The organism is Candidatus Pelagibacter sp. PS_34 (assembly GCF_059417845.1).
Genome location: NZ_CM182068.1, coordinates 190,624 through 212,194, shown reverse-complemented (window position 1 = coordinate 212,194; position 21,571 = coordinate 190,624). Strand labels below are relative to the sequence as shown.

Genomic DNA, 21,571 nt, shown 5'->3' with positions numbered 1-21,571 from the left:
AATTGAAAATTTACCATAAGCAAAATTACACGCTCTTGTGTAATATTTTTTCATTTAGTATTAATGAACTATTTTTGGCTTAAGACCCATTGAACTTAAAGCTGAACCTTTATCTTCATCTTCAACTTTTAAATCCTCTTTATTGCTTGGATATATATTTTTATTAATCAGGTTTTCTATTTCTTCACCTGTAAGTGTTTCATATGTTAAGAGAGCTTTCGCTAATTTATGTAGATCATCAATTTTTTCAGTTAAAACTGTTCTTGCTCTTTCATAACCTTTATCTACAATTTTTCTAATTTCCGAGTCTACCTTCTTCGAGGTTTCTTCAGACATATTTTGAGTTCTCGCAACAGACCTTCCTAAAAATACCTCTTCTTCATTCGAACCATAGGCAACTGGTCCCAACTCTTTACTAAGGCCTGCTTGCATTACCATAGCTCTAGCTCTTTGAGTTGCTTGTTCAATATCACTAGATGCACCAGTTGTAACTTTATCTTCTCCAAATATGATTTCTTCTGCTACTCTTCCACCCATAGCTATAGCTAATTGAGCATGAAGCTGTTCTCTTGTTTGAGATAGCTGATCTCTCTCAGGTAGTTGCATAACCATTCCTAAAGCACGACCTCTCGGAATGATTGTTGCCTTATGAATTGGATGAGCTGCATCCTCATTAATAGTTACTATTGCATGTCCAGCTTCGTGGTAAGCTGTTAATGTTTTTTCTTCTTCTGTCATGACCATGGATCTTCTTTCTGATCCCATCATCACTTTATCTCTTGCTTCTTCAAACTCAGTTAGAGTAACTAGTCTTTTATTTTTTCTTGCAGCAAGTAATGCCGCTTCATTAACTATATTTGCTAAATCTGCACCTGAAAAACCTGGGGTTCCTCTAGCTACTGTTCTTAAATTTACATCAGGTGCCATTTTAATTTTTTTAACATGAACTTTTAATACTTTTTCTCTTCCTATTATATCTGGAAGTCCAACAACTACCTGTCTATCAAATCTACCTGGTCGTAATAATGCTGGGTCTAATACATCAGGTCTATTTGTAGCGGCAATAATTATTACACCTTCATTCGTGTCAAAACCGTCCATTTCAACTAATAACTGGTTTAAAGTTTGCTCTCTTTCATCGTTACCTCCTCCAAGACCAGCACCTCTACTTCTTCCAACAGCATCTATCTCATCTATGAAAATAATACAGGGTGAATTTTTTTTACCTTGTTCAAACATGTCTCTAACTCTTGAGGCTCCAACACCCACAAACATTTCAACAAAATCTGATCCTGATATTGTAAAGAACGGAACTCCTGCTTCCCCAGCTATAGCTCTAGCAAGTAAAGTTTTACCTGTTCCAGGTTGGCCAACTAATAAACATCCTCTTGGTATTTTTCCACCAAGTCTACTAAACTTTTTAGGATCTTTTAAAAATTGAACAACTTCTTCTACTTCTTCTTTAGCCTCTTCTACTCCAGCGACATCATCAAAAGTAACTTTACCTTTTAATTCATTCATCATCTTTGCCTTAGATTTTCCAAAACCCATGGCTCCACCTTTGCCACCCTGCATCTGTCTCATAAAGAAAATCCAAACAGCGATTAGTAACAACATCGGAAACCACGACAATAAAACACCAAACAAAGACGGCATCTTATCTTCTAAAGGAGCAGCTGATATACTCACACCTTTTTCAGATAGCTTCTCAATTAAATTTGGATAATTCGGTGAATAAGTAGAAAAAGTATTTCCATTAGCTAATACTCCTCTAATATTGTTTCCTTGAATATCAACTTTTATAACTCCACCATTATCAACTTCTGATAAAAATTCTGAAAATATAATAGAATTACCTTTGCCCACATTAGCTTGAGGGTTCTTAAACATATTATAAAGGCCTATTGTTAGAAAAACAATTACTGCCCACATTGCTAAATTCTTCATATTCATACTTATAAGATAATAATTATTATTAATTAAACAAGTGTCAAATTGTTACAAAACCTTAACTTTATTAGTGTTTTCCCTTGAAATTAATATGGTCTCATTAACTCTTTCAACAAAACAACCTCCTAAAGTTATTTTTGAAAATGTCTTTAGGATAATTCGGTTAATCAGTTCGTTGATACTTTTTCCTCTAACAGGATAGTATTTTTTCCCTATTTTTTGAATAACAAATGTCAAAGATCTAAAAACAACTTCGTGTGATTGATCAAAAAAATTGTGACTTAAAATATAAGTATCTTTTGTTTTAATATGTGTAGAATTATTCTTCAAATTTTTGTTAACATAAAACTTAATTGATTTGTCTGAGTCTCTTAAATTATCAATGGTTAGTTTTAGTTTTTTTAAGTCCAATCCCTCTTTTTCAAGAGATTCTAATAAAGTTCTAATTCTTGTTCTTTTATATATCTCATTAATGTTAGATGGATCTTTTATAAAAAATTTAAATACTATTTTGGAAATATTAATTAAATCATTTTTTTTTAAGTTTAGTAATGGTCTTAAAATATTTAGATCTTCATCTTTATATTTTACACTTTTGTTAAAAGATACCAATCCATTTAGTCCACTTCCTCTAACCACTCTAATTAAAAAATTTTCAACTAAATCATTTGAATGATGTCCTAATAATAAGTGCTTAATATTATTTTTTTTACATTCTTTTGATAGTAAAGAATATCTTGCTTCTCTTGCTAAAGACTGAATATTTCTAGAAGGTTTTTTACCTTTCCAGATTAATACTTTGCATGTAATACCAATTTTTTGTAAAATTTTTTTTACTAACGTTGCTTCCTTTGTCGACTCAGTTCTAAGTTTATGATCAACTAAAAAAAATTTAACTTTTATTTTATTTTTTATTGAATAGCATTTAGCCAAGTAAGCCAGTGCCAAACTATCGGGTCCACCCGAAACTGCTACTGCTAAATTTTCCCCAGAATTTAAAGAGGAAGAGAATTCACTATAAACTTTTGAGATTTTTCGATCTTTTAAAAAACTAAGAATTTGTTTATGAGTTTTGTTTTGAACACTCAAACTTTTTTGATTCATATTTTGCTTTTTGAAGCACAGATTGATTTGCTTTAGGATATTGCTCTTCAACCCCCACAATCATTTTACAACCTTGCTCTTTTTCTCCTATTTGAACCATTGATACACCAAGTTTTAATAAATTTATAGGAGCCTTCTCACCTTTTGGATATTTTTGATATCCTTCAAGATAAGCAGTAGCTGCATCTGTATAAAGCTGTCTTATTCTAAACGTTTCAGCATACCAATATTGAGCATTGCCTGCCAATTTATGCTCTGAATTATTTATCACAAATTCTCTAAAAGCTCTCTCTGCAGTGCTGTAATCACCTACCTTTAAAAAACTAGTTGCAAATTCATATTGTTTTTCTGGAGTAGCATTTGGAAGTATATTTTTTTCTGACTCAAAGTTTTCTGTCACTATTGATGAAGTAGTTTCTACTGATTGTATTTGCTGACTAGTTTCTTCACTTTCTGTATCTTTATATGAAATAGACCCTAAGTCTTGAGGTTGTGAAGAGCCTGGTAAAGTTTTGTCTACTTGTTCCTTTGGTATTGAAGTTAATTTTTTTCCAATTTCTCCAGATGATAAAGCATTTTCCAGATCTTGAAATCTAATTTGGTTATCTGCTTGAACCTTAGAAAGCCTATTTGATAATTTATCTAACTTGAAATTAATTTCTTCAAACTTATTAGTCAGTTCTTGAAATTGTTTTTCAACATCAGACAATTTTAGAAGATGTCTTGTTAAAACATCCTCAGAGTTTTCGTTTGTGCCTGTTTGACTATTTGAATTAATTGACCCTGAGTAAACAGCTTTTTCCAGGGTTTTTAAATCTTTTTGAATTAACTCTAAAATTTCATTTATATTATGATTATCAGCAAAAATAATATTTGGAAAAAATATAAAGACTAATATTAATTTTAATCGAATTATTTTTTTATAATTAAACATAATAAATTGAGTAGTAATTATAATGATGGCAAAAAAAAGACCCTATTCACAAATGTGATAGGGTCTTTTATAATTTATTAAATTGATTAGTTCGCTTTAACAGTAACTGATCTTCTATTTTTAGACCATGCTAAAGGGTTAGATCCAGAATCTACTGGTCTTTCTTTACCATAACTTAATACAGAAATTCTGTCTGAAGAAATTCCATATGTCATTAAATAGTCTTTTGCTGAATTAGCTCTTCTTTCACCTAATGCTAAGTTGTACTCTCTTGTACCTCTTTCATCAGCGTGACCTTCTAATACAACATTAATATCTGAATTTTTTCTTAACCATGCAGCTTGTTTTCTTAAAGTTTCTCTTGAAGCTGTTGTAAGTACAGTTTCATTTGTTGCAAAGAAAACTCTATCTGGAACACCAGAAGCTAAATATTCAACAGAATCTGTTCCTGTATAAACATCACCTTGCATTTGTCCTGTTGTTGTTTTTTTTGTAGCACAAGCAGTTAATACTAAACTTGCTAAAACAATTAGAAATCCATTTTTTAAAATCTTGCTTAAGTTCATTGTTGCTCCTTGATCCTTGTTTTGTAATACTTTATTTTTTTCATATTTAATTAGACCTTTCAAGTTAAAAATCAAGTAAAATTAAGACTAATTGCTTAATAAAGACGACCAAGATGGGTCGGAAGCGTCAGTTTCGGTTTCAACCATCTTTTCATTGTACCCTGTTAAATCAATAGACCATAATTTAGCTGAAAATCCTTCTCCTTTAGAGTTAGTCTTAGTTTCTCTATAAAAGATAAGAACCCTTCCATTTGGTGACCATGATGGAGCTTCTTGATAAAAGTTTTCTGTTAACAGTCTTTCACCTGTTCCATCTGTTCTCATTACTCCAATATAAAATTTACCTTTATGAAGCTTTGTAAATGCAATTAAATCACCTCTTGGAGACCACACTGGAGTTCCATACAAACCATTCCCAAATGAGATTCTCTTAACATTTTTTCCATTACTATCCATTACATAAATTTGTTGGTAGCCACTTCTGTCTGAGTTAAAAGTAATTCGTTTTCCATCTGGTGAGTAAGAGGGCGATGTGTCAATTGATGGATGATTGGAAATTCTTTCAACAATTCTGTTTTCAAGATCCATAGTATAAATATCAGAATTGCCATCTTTAGCAAAACTCATTATAATTTTTTTTCCATCTGGTGAAAACCTTGGGGCAAATGTCATTCCAGGAAAATCTCCAACTACTTCTTGCATTCCAGTTTCAATATCTAATAAATATACCCTAGGTAAATTTCTAAAATAAGAAAGATATGTGACCATCTGATTTGTTGGGCTAAATCTTGGTGTTAAAACTAATTCATTTCCAAGTGTTAAATATTTATTATTAAAACCATCTTGGTCCATTATTGCTAATTTTTTTATTCTTTTAGTTTTAGGGCCTTCTTCAGAAACGTATATTATTCTAGTATCAAAATAACCTTTTTCTCCAGTTAAGCGTTCATACACCTTATCTGTAATAATGTGACCTACTCTTCTCCAGTTACTAGGAACAGTAGTAAATGCTAAAGCCATCATTTCTTTTCCAGCTAAAACATCCCACAATCTAAATTCTACTCTTAGCTTTTCATCTACAAATGTAACCTTGCCTGTTACTAAAGCTTGTGCTTTAATTAAATTCCAATCCTCGAACCTTGGTTTTAAATTAGCTACATCTGGTTCTTGAAGAAATGCATTTTTGTCTAGTGGATTAAATAGACCAGATTGTCTTAAATTATTTTCAACAACTATTGAAATTTCTGATCCTAGATCTTCTTGTTTTAAAATTTTTTTAAAATTTTCTTTTGATTTATTATCTATTGATAAAGGGGATACAGCGACTGGTAGAGGATTTAAATTTCCTCTAGTGATATCAACTTCAATTAAAGCAAAAGCTTTAATGGGAATAATAATAAATAATATAAATAAATATCTTAATAACATTTTTATCCTTCTAACATTTCTCTAGCATCAAAGTTTAGCTGCATATCTTTCCATCTTTCATAACCTGTACTAGGTACTCTAAGAGGTTGGCAAAGCTTTATAGCTCTTAATGCACTTTCAGCTAACACTTTATAAAATCCTTGTCCAGGCCTATTCATTCTAGCATGATCAAGAATCTCTGTTTTTATAATAGAACCATCTGGCTTTAATTGTAACTTAATTCTAACTAATAAATCTTCGTTAAACGGCAACCCTAGAGGAATACTCCAACAACCAAAAATTTGAGCTTTTAGTGCATCTTCTTCACTTAAAGTTAATCCAGAAAAATCCATATCTTTATCCTGATCTTGGGTAACTTGATTGGATTTTTTATTTGTTTCTGCACTCTCAATCTTAGATTTATCAATTAATGCAGCAATACTATTAGTGTCAAATAGTTCTTTTTTTTCAAACTCTGAAATTTGTTTAATTTCTGTTTCTTCTTTTTCAGGGTTTTGTTTTTCATCTTTAATTTTCTTTATTTTTTCTATTTTTTCATCTGGCAATGGTACAGCATCTGGTTTTTGTTTTTTTATTTTTTTTGGTGGTGCCTGTTCAGAAACTAATTTTTTTTCTTTTTCTTTGACTTTCTCTATTATTTTTTTTGCTTTTGGTGCAAAAGGAATATTAGTTTTGTCTGTTATTTGAATCAGCTCAACTGATATAATCGGAGGAAGATCAATCGGTTTTTTAGCAAGGAATGGTAAGCTCATAGCTGTGATTATCACAAGAAATATATGAAGCCCAAAAGAAATAGCAATATTTCTATTCACTTTAGTTACCTCTCTTTATATGGCTCAGAAATTAATGCTACTTTAGTAAAGCCAGAGCCAGATAGCATTCCCATTATTTCTAAAACTCTACCATAGTTTATCGATTTGTCTCCTCGAACATAAATTCTAGTGTCTGTTCTATTTTTAGATACAGCTAAAATCTTTGCAATAATTTTATCATACTCAACTTTAGATTCTTGAATAAATATTTCACCTTTAGAGTTTATAGATAATGTTAATGGTTCTAATTCTTCAGGTAATGAGTCAGCAGAGCTTTCGGGTAGATCAACTTGTATTCCAACTGTTAATAATGGTGCTGTTACCATAAATATAATTAACAATACCAACATTACATCAACAAATGGAGTAACATTTATTTCACTCATAGGCTCTTTTGATGAACGTTTGAGATTAAAGGCCATTTTATATTATTGATAAAAATCTTTTAGAAAAATTTTCTAATCTTTGTGAATATTTTTTTGAGTCATTATTAAATTTATTATAAGCAACAACTGCAGGTATTGCAGCTAATAATCCAAGAGCAGTTGCAAATAAGGCTTCAGCTATTCCTGGTGCTACAATTGCTAAACTTGTATTTCTTGAGATTGCTATAGATTGAAATGAGTTCATTATTCCCCATACAGTTCCAAATAAACCTATAAAAGGTGCCGTCGAACCAACTGTTGCTAAAAAAGTAAAACCTTTGTCTATTTTTGAAATTTGTTTTTCAATATTAACCTCAAGTATGCTTGCCATTCTTTCATTTAGGTTAGTTTTACTTTTGGCTTTTAATAAACTTTGCATTGTATCTTTAAACAACAAAGCTGTAGGGTTCTCTACATCAGCTGGCAAACTATTGTAAAAAGTTTCGGCTGATTTTGATTTCCAAAATTTTTCTTCAAATTCCTCAGATTCTAAATTAATTTTTTTAAACAGTCTAAATTTTTCAATAATGACAGCCCATGAATATATAGAGCAGCCAATCAACATAAGTATTACTGACTTTACAATAAAATCAGCTCTTAAAAATAAACTCCACAAGGAAAAATCAGTATTTGAGGCAAGTCCTACTGCTTGAGATGTAATATCAGCTTCCATATTGAAGGTTTCACACTTAAATGTGTCATGAATTTGACTTTTAATGTCTTTATTTATTCTTCTAGTTTATAAGTTTCGTAATAAAAGCTAGCAATCAATATCGCATCAGCTTTATTTGAGTCTTTTTTTCTAGATAACTCTGATGAAAAATAAGGAAATACCTCTATTGCTTTTGTTCTACTAGCGTCTTTTTCTGAATTAATAAGGTTAAAATACTTTTTCCATTTTGTCGGTCTTACAAAATACATCGGTAATTGCATTGCAGAACAAATTCCTTTTAAAATACCAAACGATTGTCCAAAATTAAACATACTAGTAACACCTTGACCTGGCATAGCTGATACTTGTTCAATTATAACTTTGATATCTTCCTTCTTTATGTCTTTAATTCTTGAAGAGATTTCATAATAAATTTGAGCACCATTAACTTGTTTTTTATTTTTTTTCCCTTCAGGCATGTTTGGCATTTCAATAACATCAATTATTTTACCATCTTGAAAAAAACAAATAGAACCTGTTATCCCTGGGTCTATTCCAATAATAAGCATTAGCTATTCTTAAAATTTATATTTGAATAAACACTTTGAACATCATCATCATCTTCTAATGTTTCTAAAAACTCTATTGCAGCTTCCACTTTGTCTTTTTCAACAACTACACTATTTAAAGGAACCCATTCAATCTCAGTTGAGATAAAATTTGCAATTGTTTTTTCTAAATTTTTTTTTACATTATAAATTTCACTCATAGGGCATTGAATTTCATGAAATTCATCATTTGAAATACACTCATCTGCACCAGATTCAATTGCTAGTTCAAAAATTTGTTCATCTGAGATTTCTTTTTTATCAATTTTTATAATTCCTAACTGATTAAAGTTATGTGAAGCAGATCCCTGAGTTCCTAAATTGCCACCACTTTTTACAAATATAGATCTAACATTGGAAGCTGTTCTGTTTTTATTGTCAGTTAATGCTTCCACAATTACGGCTATTTTATCTGGACCAAATCCTTCATATCTTAAATTTTCATAATTTGTTTCAGAGTTAACCGAAGATTTGGCAATAGCTCTTTCAATATTATCTTTTGGCATGTTGGCTGATTTTGCTGCTTGAATTGCAGATCTAAGTCTTGGGTTCATCGCAGGATCTTTATCACCTAGTTTTGCTGCTACACTTATCTCTTTAGATAATTTTGAAAATACTTTAGATCTTTGTTTGTCTGCTTTTCCTTTAGAGTGTTTTATACTTGCCCATTTTGAATGACCCGACATAATAATTATTGAGAATTTTTTAATTCTCCTCCATGTATAAAATTTTTTACAGTTTTTGCTAACCCTGTTTCTACATCACATTCAACAATCACACCACACAAACTAGCTTCACCAATTGCTGGAAAGTGCTTTGTGGACTTTTTTTTTAAAAACCTATTAATTGAATTATCTTTATTCATTCCAATAACTGAGTCATAATCACCACACATTCCTGCATCAGTTTGATAAGCAGTACCACCTTTTAAAATTCTAGTATCATTTGTTGGAATATGTGTGTGAGTTCCAACAACCAATGTTGCTTTACCATCAAAAAAATGTCCCATAGCTGACTTTTCACTTGTTATTTCACCGTGAAAATCGACTAATAAAAAATCATAATCTTCTTTAAGCTTATATTTTTTCATAAATTTTTCAGCTGCTTCAAATACATCTTCACATTTCTTCATAAAAACATTTCCCATCAAATTAAGCACTCCTACCCTCATTTCATTTTTAGCAGTAAATATTCCAAAGCCTTTTCCTGGAGATGGTTCAAATAAATTTTTAGGTCTAAGAAGTCGATTTTCTTTTTCAATATGAGACATTGTTTCTTTTTGATCCCACACATGATTTCCCGTTGTAATAACATCTACACCACAGTTAAAAAAATCTTTACATATTTCCTCTGTAAGACCAACACCTGAGTCAGCTGCATTCTCACCATTAACAACTACAAAATCGATTTTTTCATCTTTAATTTTTGATAGTAAATTATTCAAAACCATCGACCGTCCTGAAATGCCAACAACATCACCTAAAAAGAGTATTTTCATTTTATAATATTTTTATTTGTTACAATATAATCTAATTTTTGATCATACATATTAGTTGGTACTTTATCAATTTCTTGAATTGAAAAAGCTAAACCTATCTTTATGATATTTTTTTTTTTGATAATTTTTCAATTAATCTATCGTAGTATCCACCACCATATCCAAGTCTGTTTAATTTTTTATCAAATGCTACCAAGGGAATTAATAAAACGTCAGGGTATACTATATTTTTAGCTTCTGGTTCAGGTATTCCATATTTATTTATTTTTAAAGGCTCGGAAAATGACCATGAATAAAAATCCATTTGAAAATTTTTCTTAATTATGGGCAAAGAAATATTAAATTTATTCTTCTTAAATTTCCTTAACAGTGTCAAATCATCTATCTCAAAGTTTACTGGATAGTATCCACCTATCGTAATCTGATTGGTTATCTTTTCTTTTTTAAGAATTTTTACAATTTGCTTAAAGTTGAGCTGAATATTTTTTGTATCAAATTTTTTTCTTACTTTAAGAATTTTTTTTCTTAATTCAGATTTTAACACAAATCTATTGAATTGGATTTTCTAAATTTGCTTTTTCAACAAAATTTTCAATTTCATCTGCTGCAGCTTCGATTATTTTTTCATAATCTTCTTTATTTTTTTCTATTTCTTTTTTAAAACTTTCATGATCTTGTTGTAGTTTCTTCATCTCTTCTTCTTTTCTATCTCTGAAATCATAAACTAATGACTTCAATTCTCTAAATTTATTTGATAAATTCAGTAATTCAGTTTTTTTTTGTTCTACTTTTTTTTTAGTTTCAAAATATTCATCCATTATTTGAACTGAAGTGATCAATAGAAGTTTATTTTCCCCTATGTTTCCAAGGTCATTCTTTAAATTGCTAAATTTTTCATTAATATGAGTTAACAATTCTTCTAAATGCTCTTCCTGTCCATCATCACAAGATAGAAGAAACTCTTTGCCATTAAATTTAATATTTACATTTGCCATTTGTCTATTTCTTCTAATAAAGTATCTGTTTCTTGATTTAATTCATCTATTTTTTCTGAAAATTCTGTCTCTTTTTTTTGTTCTTCTATTTTTTGCTGGTTAATATCTTCTAATTTTTGATTAAGAGCTTTGTATTCACTTTCTAAATTTTGATATTTTTCTTCTATTTGTTTTTTTTCAATTTCTAATTGATTTTTTTGAATGTTTAAGTTTTCTAAATTAGACTTTAGCGTTGGGTTTTGTAAATTCAAACTCTTCAATTTATTAAGTGCAAAACTGAGCTTTTTTTCTTTTTCACTGTCTGTTTTCATATATATATATTTATATTATTAAATTGAGTCTTCTAAGTCTAGATAGGATATATTTGAACAAATTACATAAAGATTTATCAAACGCAATAAGGTTTTTATCTATAGATGCTGTACAAAAGGCAAATTCGGGTCATCCTGGAATGCCAATGGGTATGGCAGACGTAGCAACGGTTTTGTTTAAAAATTTTCTTAGATTTAATCCAAAAAATCCTAACTGGATAAATAGAGACAGATTTGTTTTATCTGCTGGTCATGGATCTATGCTTCTTTACTCTTTATTACATTTAACTGGGTACAAAAGTATTTCTTTGAATGATATTAAAAATTTTAGACAATTAAAATCTATTTGTGCGGGTCATCCTGAATATCACCCTGGTACTGGTATTGAAACTACGACAGGTCCTCTTGGGCAAGGAATTGCTAATTCAGTTGGTTTCGCTATTGCAGAGGAAATTTTGAAGAAAAAACTTGGTAAAGAAATAATAAACCATAAAACTTATGTTTTAGCTGGAGATGGATGTTTAATGGAAGGCATTAGCCATGAAGCAATGAGTTTAGCGGGACACTTAAAGTTAAAAAATCTAGTTATGCTTTTTGATAATAATTCAATATCTATTGATGGACCAACTAGCTTGGCGGTTTCAGATAATTTCAAAAAGAGATTTGAAAGTTATGGTTGGGATTACATACTAATCAATGGTCATAACGAAAGAGAAATTTTTTCAGCATTAAAAAAAGTTCAAAATGCTAAAAGACCAACTGTTATTTCATGCAAAACAAAAATTGGTTATGGCTCACCTAATAAATCTGGTAAAGCCTCTTCGCACGGTAGTCCAATTGGTTTAGATGAAATTAAATTAGTTAGAAAAGCATTAGATTGGAAACACAAACCTTTTGAAATTCCTAAAAATATTTTAAGTGAATGGAGAAAAATTGGTAATAAGGGTGCAAAACTTGATTCTGCATGGGATAAAATTTATAAAAGAAAAAAAAATTTAGTAGATAGGGTCTTTAAAAATAATTTCTCTAAAGCTTTAAAAAATGAAAAACAAAATTCTCTTAGAGAAAACAAAAGTTTAGCCTCAAGAAAAGCTTCTGAGTTAACTCTTAATGCTCTTACGAGAGAAAATAATACATTAATTGGTGGTTCAGCTGACTTAGCGGGATCTAATAACACTAAAACCAAATATCATAACGCTATTAATTCTGTAAATTTTAATGGTGATTATATTCACTATGGTGTTAGGGAGCACGCCATGGCAGGAATAATGAATGGTTTAGCACTTCATAGTAAATTTATTCCATATGGGGGAACTTTTTTAATATTTTCTGATTATTGTAAACCTTCCGTTCGTTTATCTGCTTTGATGCAGCAACGTGTTATTTATGTGATGACCCACGATTCAATTGGTTTAGGGGAAGATGGACCAACACACCAACCTATTGAACAACTCTCTGGATTAAGATCTATTCCTAATTTAAATGTTTTTAGACCAGCAGACAGAATGGAAACTATCGAGTGTTGGGAGCTAGCATTAAAAAACCCAAAGACACCAAGTGTCTTGTCTTTAACTAGACAAAATCTTGAACCTATTAGAAAAAAATATTCAAATATGAACAAATGCTCTTTAGGTGCTTATGAGGTTTTAAGAACAAATAAAAAAATTAATTTAACAATATTTGCTAGTGGTTCTGAGGTTAATTTAGCAATTGAGACTAGCCATAAATTAGCCAAAGATAAAATTTATTCTAAAGTTATATCAGTACCATGCCAGGATATTTTTGATTTGCAGTCAAAAGCATATAAGAAAAAAATTCTTAATGAAGCAAAATTTAAAATATCTATTGAAGCAGCTTCAACTGATTGCTGGAAAAAATATATTGGAACTGAGGGTTTAACTTTTGGAATTGATACATTCGGTAAAAGTGCACCCTACAAAGAAATTTATAAATATTTTGGATTAACAGTTCAAAATATTTCACAAAAAGCAAAAAAACTAATAAAGAGTTAAATATGACAATAAAAGTTGGTATCAATGGAATGGGAAGAATTGGTAGAATGGTAATTAGAGCTATCATTGAAAGCCAAAACAAAAACATAAAAATCAAACACATCAATAACCGATCAAATTCTGAAGCCAGCTGTTCTTTAATTAAATACGATTCTATTCATGGTAAATTTAATGCAGATTTAGATTATGATGAAAAACATTTAATTATTAATAATAATAAAATAACATTTTCACAAGAATCTAATATTGAAGATATTAACTGGAAAAAATTTGATGTTGATTATGTTTTTGAATGTACTGGAAAATTTAATTCAAAAGAAAAATTATTAGCTCATATAAAAAATGGGGCTAAAAAAGTTATAGTTTCAGCTCCATGCAAAAATGCAGATAAAACAATTGTCTATGGTGTAAATGAAAATATTTTGACAAAAGATGATCAAATTATTTCTGCGGCCTCTTGTACAACTAACTGTCTTGCACCTGTGGCTAATATTTTAAATGAAACTTTTGAAATTGAAAAAGGGTTTATGACAACTATTCATGCTTTTACAAGTGATCAAAGAATTTTGGACAATTCCCATAAAGATCCTAGAAGAGCAAGATCTGCCAGTCAATCTATTGTGCCAACTTCTACGGGTGCTTCAAAAGCAATCGGTGAAATTATACCTTCATTAAAAGGAAAACTTGAAGGCATTGCAATGAGAGTGCCAACTCCTAATGTTTCCCTTATAGAACTAGTTTTTTGTACAAAAAAAGAGATGAGCAAAGAGACAATTAATAAGGCATTTACTATCGCCTCTAAAGAACAATCAAAGAAAGTTTTAGAAATTACTTTAGAAAAATTAGTTTCAATTGATTTTAATCATAATTCAGCTTCAGCAATTGTTGATTTGTCTTTAACTAATGTAGTTGGTAAAAATATGGGAAAAATTTCAGCGTGGTATGATAACGAATGGGGCTTTTCAAATAGAATGTGTGACATAGCAGAACATCTTCATCAAGTCTCTTAATGAGAAATATTCAAGACGAAACTAATTTTAATCAAAAAAAAGTATTACTTAGGTTGGATTTAAATGTTCCATTAGATAATGGAAAAATTACTGACACCACTCGAATAGATAAAATTTTACCTACTATTAATTTTTTATTAAAAAATGAAGCAAAGATAATAATACTATCTCATGTAGGTAGGCCCAAAGGCAAGATTATAGAAGAACTCTCTCTTAAACCAATATGTGAAGATCTAAAAAATAAACTAAACCAAAATATAAAATTAGTCACAAAAAATATAAAAGAAATTAAATCTACTGATTTATTTAATGAACATGATGAAAAAATTGTAATCCTTGAAAATCTTAGGTTTTATGAAGAGGAGGAAAAAAATGATAATGGTTTTGCAAAGCATTTAGCAAGTCTAGCTGATATTTATGTTAATGATGCTTTTTCATGTTCGCATAGAGCTCATGCTTCAATTTTTGAAATTACTAAATTTATTCCTTCATACGCTGGCCTTCAATTAAATTTAGAAATTGATGCACTAACTAAAATTACATCTGAAATTCAAAGACCTATAACATGTATCATAGGTGGTTCTAAAATATCTACAAAAATTAATATCATTAAGAACTTAATTGCTAAATTTGATAATATTATAATAGTTGGTGGGATGGCTAATAATATACTTAGATTTAAAGGATATGAAATTGGAAAATCTATTCAAGAAGATAATTGTGATAAAATTATTGAAGAAATATTTTCTTTATCAAAAAAGGAAAACTGTAAGATAATTTACCCTGAAGATGTTGCTGTAGGGAAAAACTTAGATGGATCAGCTAAAATAAAGGAACTAAATAATATTTCTAAAGACGAGTTAATTTTAGATATTGGTCCCAAGACAATTAAAGCTATTAATTCATTAATTGAAGAAAGTAGTACTATCTTGTGGAATGGGCCAGCTGGTTATTTTGAAAACTCTAATTTTGCCAAAGGAAGTCTTGAAATAGCAAAAAAGATTATTGAAAAAAATAAGAGTAATACAATTTACTCAGTTGCAGGTGGTGGTGATACCGTTTCTCTTTTAAATGCTATTGGAGCAATTAATAATTTTAATTTTGTTTCAACTGCGGGTGGTGCTTTTTTAGAATATCTTGAAGGAAAAGAACTTCCTGGTATAAAGGCTCTTAATTAACATGTCAGAACTTAACAAAATTGCATTAAAAATACTATCTAATGGTAAAGGAATCCTTGCGGCAGACGAAAGCAATGGAACCATGACTAAAAGATTAGAATCTGTCAATGTACCTTCCACCCCAGAAAATAGACTTTTATTTAGAGAAACTCTCTTCTCATCAAGTGGCATGAAAGATTTTATTGGTGGTGTTATTTTGTATGATGAAACTATCAACCAAACATCGAACTTGAAGCAGACTATTCCAGAATTAATTTCTAAGTCTGGAGCAGTTCCAGGAATTAAAGTTGATACAGGTGCAAAAATTCTGGCAGGCTCTCATGAGGAAAAAATTACAGAAGGCCTGGATGGCTTAAGAGAAAGGCTAAAGGACTACTATAAACTTGGAGCAAGATTTACAAAGTGGAGAGGTGTTTTTAATATTTCAGATAAATATCCAAGCAAATTATCCATGCACTCCAATGCTCATGCACTTGCAAGATATTCAGCTTTAGTCCAAGAATGTGGAATGGTTCCAATTGTAGAACCTGAAGTTTTAATGGATGGAGATCATTCTGCCGAAACTTGTTTTAATAAAACTTCCGAAGTTATTAAAAAATGCTTTGAAGAATTAAAGATTAATAAAATAGATTTAAGTGGTATAATTTTAAAGCCTAATATGATTTTAGCTGGAACTACTGCTGAGCAAAAAATATCAAGTGAAGAAGTTGCAAAGCTTACCCTAAAATGCTTAAAAGAAAATGTACCAACTGATGTACCGGGAATTGCTTTTTTATCTGGTGGACAAACAGAAGTAGAAGCAACAGAGAATTTAAACTTAATTAATAAGCATAATGACACAAATTTTATTATGACTTATTCCTATGGTAGAGCCTTACAACAAAGTGCACTTAAATTTTGGTCAAAAGACATTAATAATACTAGTGGTACTCAAAAAGTCTTCAACCACAGAACAAATATGTGCACGCTTGCAGCTCAAGGCAAATGGTCAAAAGAACTTGAAGCAAAATAAAATAAATAAGAAATTTGTTTATCTAATTTCTCCAAATAAAATACCTGATATAAATTTTTACGATGATTTAGCTCTAGTATTTAATTCAAAAAAAATAAGTTTTTTTCAACTGAGGCTTAAAAAAGAAACAAATTTAAATAAACTAATTATTGGAAAAAAAATTAAAAAAATTTGTAATAAGTACAAAGTTAAATTTTTAATCAACGATGACCCTCTACTTGCTAAAAAACTAAATGCAGACGGTTGTCATCTAGGTCAAAAAGATATGAACTTGATAAAAGCTAGAAAAATATTGAAGAACAAAATTATTGGTGTGACCTGTCATAATTCTATTAATCTAGCAAAGAGAGCTATTAATGATGGTGCTGATTATTTAGCTTTTGGTGCATTTTATGCAACTAAAACTAAAACAGTTAAATATAGAGCCAGTTTAACTGTATTAAAATCTATAAAAAAAATAACCTCCTTACCAATTGTGGCTATTGGAGGTATAAAGCTTAGTAATTATAAAAAACTTTTATTGAATAAAGCTAACTTTTTGGCTATTTCAGGCTACATTTGGAATAATAAAAAATACAAACCATTAGAAGCTATTAGAAAATTAAAATGAAATTATACGCAAGTGAAATTAGAGTTGGAATGTTAATTGAATACAAAAATGACCTTTGGCAAGTTTTAAAGACACAACATGTAAAACCTGGAAAAGGTGGTGCCTTTGCTCAGGTTGAAATGAAAAGTGTGAATAAAAATACAAAATTAAATGAAAGATTTAGATCAAGTGAGTCTGTTGAAAAAGCTTCATTAGATGAAACAAAATTTAATTATCTTTATAGCGATGAAACTGATTATTATTTCATTGACCCAAAATCTTATGAACAAATAAATATTAAAAAAGAAACAATTGGAGAAAAAGGTAAAATGTTAACTGAAAATTTAGAAGTCAGTATAAGTTTTTATAATGAAAAACCTTTAACAGTTGAATTGCCTAATCAGGTAACGTGCACAGTTGATACAACTGATGTTGCTTTAAAGGGGCAAACAGTTTCTTCTTCTTATAAGCCCGCAACTTTAGATAATGGAGTGAATATTCAAGTCCCTCCATTTATTGAAAGCGGAGATAAAATCATAGTTGATACGAGAACTATGGAATATGTCAAAAAAATATAAATTATATGCAATCAATATCAGCCAATCTAAATGTCATGATAAAGGCTGCAGAAAAAGCGTCTAGAGCTTTAATTAGAGATTTTGGAGAAATAGAAAAACTACAAGTTTCAATCAAAGGCCCTACTGATTTTGTATCAAATGCTGATTTAAAAGCTGAGAAAATAATTATAGAAGAATTAAAAAAAGCAAGACCCTACTATTCTATTATTAGTGAAGAAGAGGGTTCTGAAACTAATAAAGATAAAGAACATACATGGATAATAGATCCTATAGATGGCACTACAAATTTTTTACATGGAGTTCCTCACTTTGCAATATCAATTGCTTTAAAATCTGGTGATGAAATAGTTTCAGGATTAATTTATGACCCGATAAAAGATGAAATGTTTTATGCTGAAAAAGAAAGTGGTGCGTTTTTTAATAATCAAAGAATTAGAGTATCCAAAAAAAGAGAGCTTAATAGTTGCTTGTTTGCTACAGGCGGGATAACTAAAAATGAAGTTGATTTGCCTTTAAGAAAATCTGGAAGTGCAGCACTTGATATTGCCTATGTTGCGGCTGGTAGGTACGATGGTTATTTTCAAAATGATCTAAATTTGTGGGATATAGCTGCTGGCATAATATTGGTAAAAGAAGCTGGTGGCTTAATTAACGAAATTGACCTCTCACAAAATAAAAACATCAAAATAAGAGCTTCTAGCATGGCAATTAACAACAAAATGCTTGAAAAATTAAAGAACTTTTAATTGTTTTATAAAATTCTTTTGCTATAAGTCTCGATATGAAAAAAGACATACATCCAAACTACCACACAATTAAAGTAGAAATGACTGATGGAACTCAATTTGAGACAAGATCAACTTGGGGAAAAGAAGGAGAGGTTTTAAAATTAGAGATCGATCCAAAATCTCATGCTGCTTGGACAGGTGGAAAGCAAAAATTAATGGACAAGGGTCGTGTTAGTAAATTTAATAAAAAATTCCAAAATTTTAGATCAGAAAAGAAAGATTAAATGTCAAACGTACCGTTAATGCCAATGGCAACAGCTGTTTGGTTAGTAGAAAATACAACGCTTACTTTCAAACAAATTTCAAAGTTTTGTAATTTACATGAAGTTGAAGTGCAAGGTATCGCGGATGGTGAAGTTGCAAAAGGAATAATGGCTTATAATCCAATTATATCAGGTCAACTTACTAGAGAAGAAATTGAACTAGCATCTAAAGATGAAAATAAAGAATTGCAAATAAAAAATACTGATATTGAAATTTCAACTGAAGATAAAAAAATTAAAAAATACATTCCTTTATCTAAAAGACAAGATAAGCCAGATTCAGCATTATGGTTAATCAAACATCATTCATTACTAAAAGATTCACAAATAGCAAAACTAGTTGGAATAACCAAGGCTTCTGTTACTGCGATTAAGAATAAAAGTTATTGGAATTATAACAATTTAAATCCTAAAGACCCTGTAGCATTAGGACTGTTTTCTCAAAAGGATCTAATCGAAGCTATTGAAAAATCTGAAAGAAGAATAAAAAGAGAAAAAAAGGAAAAAGAGAAAGCAAAACTAACAAGAGAAGTTTCAAACATTGAATAATTTTAATAGACACCAAAATTATATGATGGTACTTAAACATTCTTAAAAAATATTTATGAAAATAGAAGTTAAAGATAACAATATTGAACAAGCTCTTAGAGTTTTAAAAAGAAAATTACAACGTGATGGTTTTTTTAAAGTGGTAAAATTAAAGAGTGTTTACGAAAAACCCTCTGAAAAGAAAAAAAGAATCCTACAAGAGAATATTAAAAGAGTTAAAAAGCTTAATAAGCTTAAAAATAGAATTTAAATATACCGCGGGGTGGAGCAGTCTGGTAGCTCGTCAGGCTCATAACCTGAAGGTCGGCGGTTCAAATCCGTCCCCCGCAACCAATTTTTGTAAATAAACTAAACTAAATAATTAATTTTAAAAACTCTCATCAAAATATAGATTACACTTAAAAGATATAGATAAAAAATATTATTTTTTTTCTTAAGAAAGTTTTCTATTCCTGGGTATTTTATTAAAGTAAAAAACATTATCAATATTAGAGGTTCGTAATATTTGTGATAGATCGTGTTTTGAACATTAGAAACTATTAGTAATGTTAATAAAAAAAAATTATTTAAGCTTAAAGATGCAATATATAAAACAAAACTAATAAAAAAAAATGATCCTATATAAAAAAAATAATTATTATCAAATAAAAGGTTTGATAGACTAAAAAAAACTCCTCCCCCAGTGTAGCTTAATTGATAGTTAAAAAAATAAATTAAACATACCACCAAAGGAGCTATTATTATAAATCTTTTATCTAAAAAACTTTTGAACTGATTAAAAAAATTATCCATAATCAGTATTGGTGATAAATGAAAAAAAATTATCGAACTAATAATCATTAACTTATCTGATAAATTGAAACTAAAATTGATGCTTTCATTATTTAAACTTGGGGTTTTTCCTGCTGCTAAAAAATTTACATCTAAAATAAAAATATAATATAAAATCGGTAATGATGCCAAAAAATTGAATATCAACAAAAAGCTTAGTTTTCTAAATTTAACTTTTTTGAGAAAAAAGAAAAAAAAATATACAAAAAAAACTGAGAAATTAGGACTTATATACGATGATACCACAAGTGAAATACAGGTGTACCAAGTGTACTTAAGGTTGTCAGTTTTTCTAAATTTTAAAAAAAAATATATTGTTAAAACAAAAAAAATTAAACCTGGGAGCCTACTATCAGGCCAAATTGCTAGAGATCTAAATGTTGGAGACAAAAAAATAATTAAGGATAATAGAAAAAGGTAATCATTATTAATATTACTAAATAATAATCTTAGACATTGATAAAAAACTATTATTAATGAAATACAAAGGTGTAAGTGAACAAGTCTAATTTGATTGAGATCAAGTCCTAAATCTAAAAACAATGATAAAAATATTAGATATACTGGTGAGTGTCGGTGTCCATAGCTATCAAAATTTAAAAATGTATAAGTAAAGTTATTTGAGAAATCCTTTATAGGCTCACGATTGCTTCCAATCCAATCACCATAAGATCCATAGTTTAAATTTTCACCAAAAAAAAAACCAATTACTAGTGTTAAATAAAAGAAAAGAAAAAACGAAACATTTTTAAAGGTTAAAATTTTAAATTTCACTATTGTCAATTTTAAATTTAGATTTCTTGCTATCAACTAAAAAAGCTTTAACTGTTTCCTTGGTAAGTTGATCAAATGTTTTTCCAAAATTTTCTATTTTTTCAATAGTTGTTGGTGGGATGGTTATAATATGACAACCCAATTGTTTTGCTTGTAAGTAATTATATGGCTCTCTGACGCTAGCCCAAAGTATCTCTACATTTTTAAATTTCTTTGACATTGCTACACTTTTCTTAAATTCTGGAACCGGATCTTTACCAACGTCACCTGCTCTACCAGCAAATATTGAAATTATAACTTTGGTTTTATTATTAATTAATTTTAGAATTTTTTCTGTTTGTTTTGCGCTATATATTGCTGTGATGTTAAGCTTAATATCTAAATTGTTAAGCTCTTTAATAATTTTACCCATAAAAACACCTTTAGAATTAGCAACTGGTACTTTTACATAAACGTTTTTCCCCCAGGTATTAATCTCAAGAGCTTGTTTTTTCATTCCCATATAATCATCAGCAAATACTTCTAATGAAACAGGTTTATTATTACAAATTTTTAATATTTTCTTTGAATAAGATTTATAATCTTTTGCTCCAGCTTTCCTCATTAAGCTAGGATTGGTCGTAAAACCTTTTACAATTTTTTTCTTATTAAACTTTCTTATTTGATCTAATTCTGCAATGTCACAAAATATTTTTGTTATCATT

General features: G+C 29.4%; 26 protein-coding genes and 1 tRNA gene. 11 read left to right on the top strand and 16 right to left on the bottom strand.

Annotated features, from left to right (window positions below; all coding sequences use genetic code 11):
• Positions 1–60: 60 nt before the first annotated feature.
• From ftsH to AC5SL3_RS01065, 14 genes are all read right to left on the bottom strand, one after another.
• Positions 61–1,947, bottom strand: a complete 1,887-nt coding sequence (gene ftsH, locus AC5SL3_RS01130) for an ATP-dependent zinc metalloprotease FtsH (RefSeq protein WP_027306714.1) — start codon at positions 1,945–1,947, stop codon at positions 61–63.
• A gap of 51 nt (positions 1,948–1,998) precedes the next feature.
• On the bottom strand, positions 1,999–3,054 hold the full coding sequence (tilS, locus tag AC5SL3_RS01125; RefSeq protein ID WP_271485884.1) for a tRNA lysidine(34) synthetase TilS: 1,056 nt from the start codon (positions 3,052–3,054) through the stop codon (positions 1,999–2,001).
• Positions 3,014–3,988: a tol-pal system protein YbgF gene (gene ybgF, locus AC5SL3_RS01120; protein ID WP_271485881.1), complete on the bottom strand. Its 975-nt coding sequence runs from the start codon at positions 3,986–3,988 to the stop codon at positions 3,014–3,016. Before ybgF ends, tilS begins: the two co-directional genes overlap by 41 nt.
• 86 nt (positions 3,989–4,074) lie before the next feature.
• The gene (pal, locus tag AC5SL3_RS01115; protein WP_271485879.1) at positions 4,075–4,617 is read right to left on the bottom strand and encodes a peptidoglycan-associated lipoprotein Pal; all 543 of its coding nucleotides are present in this window, start codon (positions 4,615–4,617) and stop codon (positions 4,075–4,077) included.
• Positions 4,618–4,641: 24 nt separating this feature from the next.
• Positions 4,642–5,982 carry a Tol-Pal system beta propeller repeat protein TolB gene (gene tolB / locus AC5SL3_RS01110; RefSeq protein WP_494578338.1) on the bottom strand — a complete coding sequence of 447 codons (1,341 nt, stop codon included), beginning with the start codon at positions 5,980–5,982 and terminating at the stop codon, positions 4,642–4,644.
• A gap of 2 nt (positions 5,983–5,984) precedes the next feature.
• Positions 5,985–6,794, bottom strand: coding sequence for a cell envelope integrity protein TolA (tolA, locus tag AC5SL3_RS01105; RefSeq protein WP_494578336.1), 810 nt, complete (start codon positions 6,792–6,794; stop codon positions 5,985–5,987).
• 5 nt (positions 6,795–6,799) lie between these two features.
• Complete coding sequence (gene tolR / locus AC5SL3_RS01100) at positions 6,800–7,216, bottom strand: protein TolR (RefSeq protein ID WP_006997309.1); 417 nt, start codon at positions 7,214–7,216, stop codon at positions 6,800–6,802.
• Position 7,217: 1 nt separating this feature from the next.
• Positions 7,218–7,892 carry a protein TolQ gene (tolQ, locus tag AC5SL3_RS01095; protein ID WP_018413880.1) on the bottom strand — a complete coding sequence of 225 codons (675 nt, stop codon included), beginning with the start codon at positions 7,890–7,892 and terminating at the stop codon, positions 7,218–7,220.
• 53 nt (positions 7,893–7,945) lie between these two features.
• Positions 7,946–8,440 carry a RuvC family protein gene (locus AC5SL3_RS01090; RefSeq protein WP_271485875.1) on the bottom strand — a complete coding sequence of 165 codons (495 nt, stop codon included), beginning with the start codon at positions 8,438–8,440 and terminating at the stop codon, positions 7,946–7,948.
• On the bottom strand, positions 8,440–9,165 hold the full coding sequence (locus AC5SL3_RS01085) for a YebC/PmpR family DNA-binding transcriptional regulator (RefSeq protein WP_271623014.1): 726 nt from the start codon (positions 9,163–9,165) through the stop codon (positions 8,440–8,442). Before AC5SL3_RS01085 ends, AC5SL3_RS01090 begins: the two co-directional genes overlap by 1 nt.
• A 5-nt stretch (positions 9,166–9,170) precedes the next feature.
• Positions 9,171–9,977 carry a TIGR00282 family metallophosphoesterase gene (locus AC5SL3_RS01080; RefSeq protein WP_018413877.1) on the bottom strand — a complete coding sequence of 269 codons (807 nt, stop codon included), beginning with the start codon at positions 9,975–9,977 and terminating at the stop codon, positions 9,171–9,173.
• Between the two features lie 100 nt (positions 9,978–10,077).
• Positions 10,078–10,521, bottom strand: a complete 444-nt coding sequence (locus AC5SL3_RS01075; protein WP_494578334.1) for a 5-formyltetrahydrofolate cyclo-ligase — start codon at positions 10,519–10,521, stop codon at positions 10,078–10,080.
• Between the two features lie 4 nt (positions 10,522–10,525).
• On the bottom strand, positions 10,526–10,972 hold the full coding sequence (locus AC5SL3_RS01070; protein WP_494578333.1) for a cell division protein ZapA: 447 nt from the start codon (positions 10,970–10,972) through the stop codon (positions 10,526–10,528).
• Positions 10,960–11,283, bottom strand: coding sequence for a coiled-coil domain-containing protein (locus AC5SL3_RS01065; RefSeq protein ID WP_006997316.1), 324 nt, complete (start codon positions 11,281–11,283; stop codon positions 10,960–10,962). Before AC5SL3_RS01065 ends, AC5SL3_RS01070 begins: the two co-directional genes overlap by 13 nt.
• A gap of 53 nt (positions 11,284–11,336) precedes the next feature.
• Here AC5SL3_RS01065 and tkt point away from each other — a divergent pair, with 53 nt between their 5' ends.
• From tkt to AC5SL3_RS01010, 11 genes are all read left to right on the top strand, one after another.
• Complete coding sequence (gene tkt / locus AC5SL3_RS01060; RefSeq protein WP_494578331.1) at positions 11,337–13,295, top strand: transketolase; 1,959 nt, start codon at positions 11,337–11,339, stop codon at positions 13,293–13,295.
• 2 nt (positions 13,296–13,297) lie between these two features.
• A complete protein-coding gene (gene gap, locus AC5SL3_RS01055) occupies positions 13,298–14,305 on the top strand; it encodes a type I glyceraldehyde-3-phosphate dehydrogenase (protein WP_494578329.1) in 1,008 nt (335 codons plus the stop codon).
• Entirely contained in the window at positions 14,305–15,483 is a 1,179-nt protein-coding gene (locus AC5SL3_RS01050; protein WP_494578327.1) for a phosphoglycerate kinase, read from the top strand. Before gap ends, AC5SL3_RS01050 begins: the two co-directional genes overlap by 1 nt.
• 1 nt (position 15,484) lies before the next feature.
• Positions 15,485–16,495, top strand: coding sequence for a class I fructose-bisphosphate aldolase (locus AC5SL3_RS01045; RefSeq protein WP_494578325.1), 1,011 nt, complete (start codon positions 15,485–15,487; stop codon positions 16,493–16,495).
• Positions 16,482–17,105, top strand: coding sequence for a thiamine phosphate synthase (gene thiE / locus AC5SL3_RS01040; RefSeq protein ID WP_494578323.1), 624 nt, complete (start codon positions 16,482–16,484; stop codon positions 17,103–17,105). Before AC5SL3_RS01045 ends, thiE begins: the two co-directional genes overlap by 14 nt.
• On the top strand, positions 17,102–17,662 hold the full coding sequence (efp, locus tag AC5SL3_RS01035; RefSeq protein WP_494578322.1) for an elongation factor P: 561 nt from the start codon (positions 17,102–17,104) through the stop codon (positions 17,660–17,662). The genes thiE and efp overlap by 4 nt, the downstream gene beginning before the upstream one ends.
• Positions 17,663–17,667: 5 nt before the next feature.
• Entirely contained in the window at positions 17,668–18,408 is a 741-nt protein-coding gene (locus AC5SL3_RS01030) for an inositol monophosphatase family protein (RefSeq protein ID WP_494578320.1), read from the top strand.
• Positions 18,409–18,443: 35 nt separating this feature from the next.
• Positions 18,444–18,674 (top strand): 50S ribosomal protein L31, encoded by a 231-nt coding sequence (gene rpmE / locus AC5SL3_RS01025; RefSeq protein ID WP_271512504.1) that lies wholly within the window; start codon positions 18,444–18,446, stop codon positions 18,672–18,674.
• A complete protein-coding gene (locus AC5SL3_RS01020) occupies positions 18,675–19,262 on the top strand; it encodes a cell cycle transcriptional regulator TrcR (RefSeq protein ID WP_494578318.1) in 588 nt (195 codons plus the stop codon). It abuts the gene before it with no gap.
• Positions 19,263–19,317: 55 nt separating this feature from the next.
• Positions 19,318–19,512 (top strand): 30S ribosomal protein S21, encoded by a 195-nt coding sequence (gene rpsU / locus AC5SL3_RS01015; protein ID WP_006997326.1) that lies wholly within the window; start codon positions 19,318–19,320, stop codon positions 19,510–19,512.
• Positions 19,513–19,518: 6 nt separating this feature from the next.
• A tRNA-Met gene (locus AC5SL3_RS01010) sits at positions 19,519–19,595 on the top strand.
• Between the two features lie 15 nt (positions 19,596–19,610).
• On the opposite strand, the gene AC5SL3_RS01005 is transcribed toward AC5SL3_RS01010, so the two are convergent.
• Together AC5SL3_RS01005 and AC5SL3_RS01000 are read right to left on the bottom strand one after the other, a co-directional pair.
• On the bottom strand, positions 19,611–20,867 hold the full coding sequence (locus tag AC5SL3_RS01005; RefSeq protein WP_494578316.1) for a hypothetical protein: 1,257 nt from the start codon (positions 20,865–20,867) through the stop codon (positions 19,611–19,613).
• Positions 20,857–21,570, bottom strand: coding sequence for a transaldolase family protein (locus AC5SL3_RS01000; RefSeq protein WP_494578315.1), 714 nt, complete (start codon positions 21,568–21,570; stop codon positions 20,857–20,859). The genes AC5SL3_RS01005 and AC5SL3_RS01000 overlap by 11 nt, the downstream gene beginning before the upstream one ends.
• Position 21,571 lies beyond the last annotated feature (1 nt).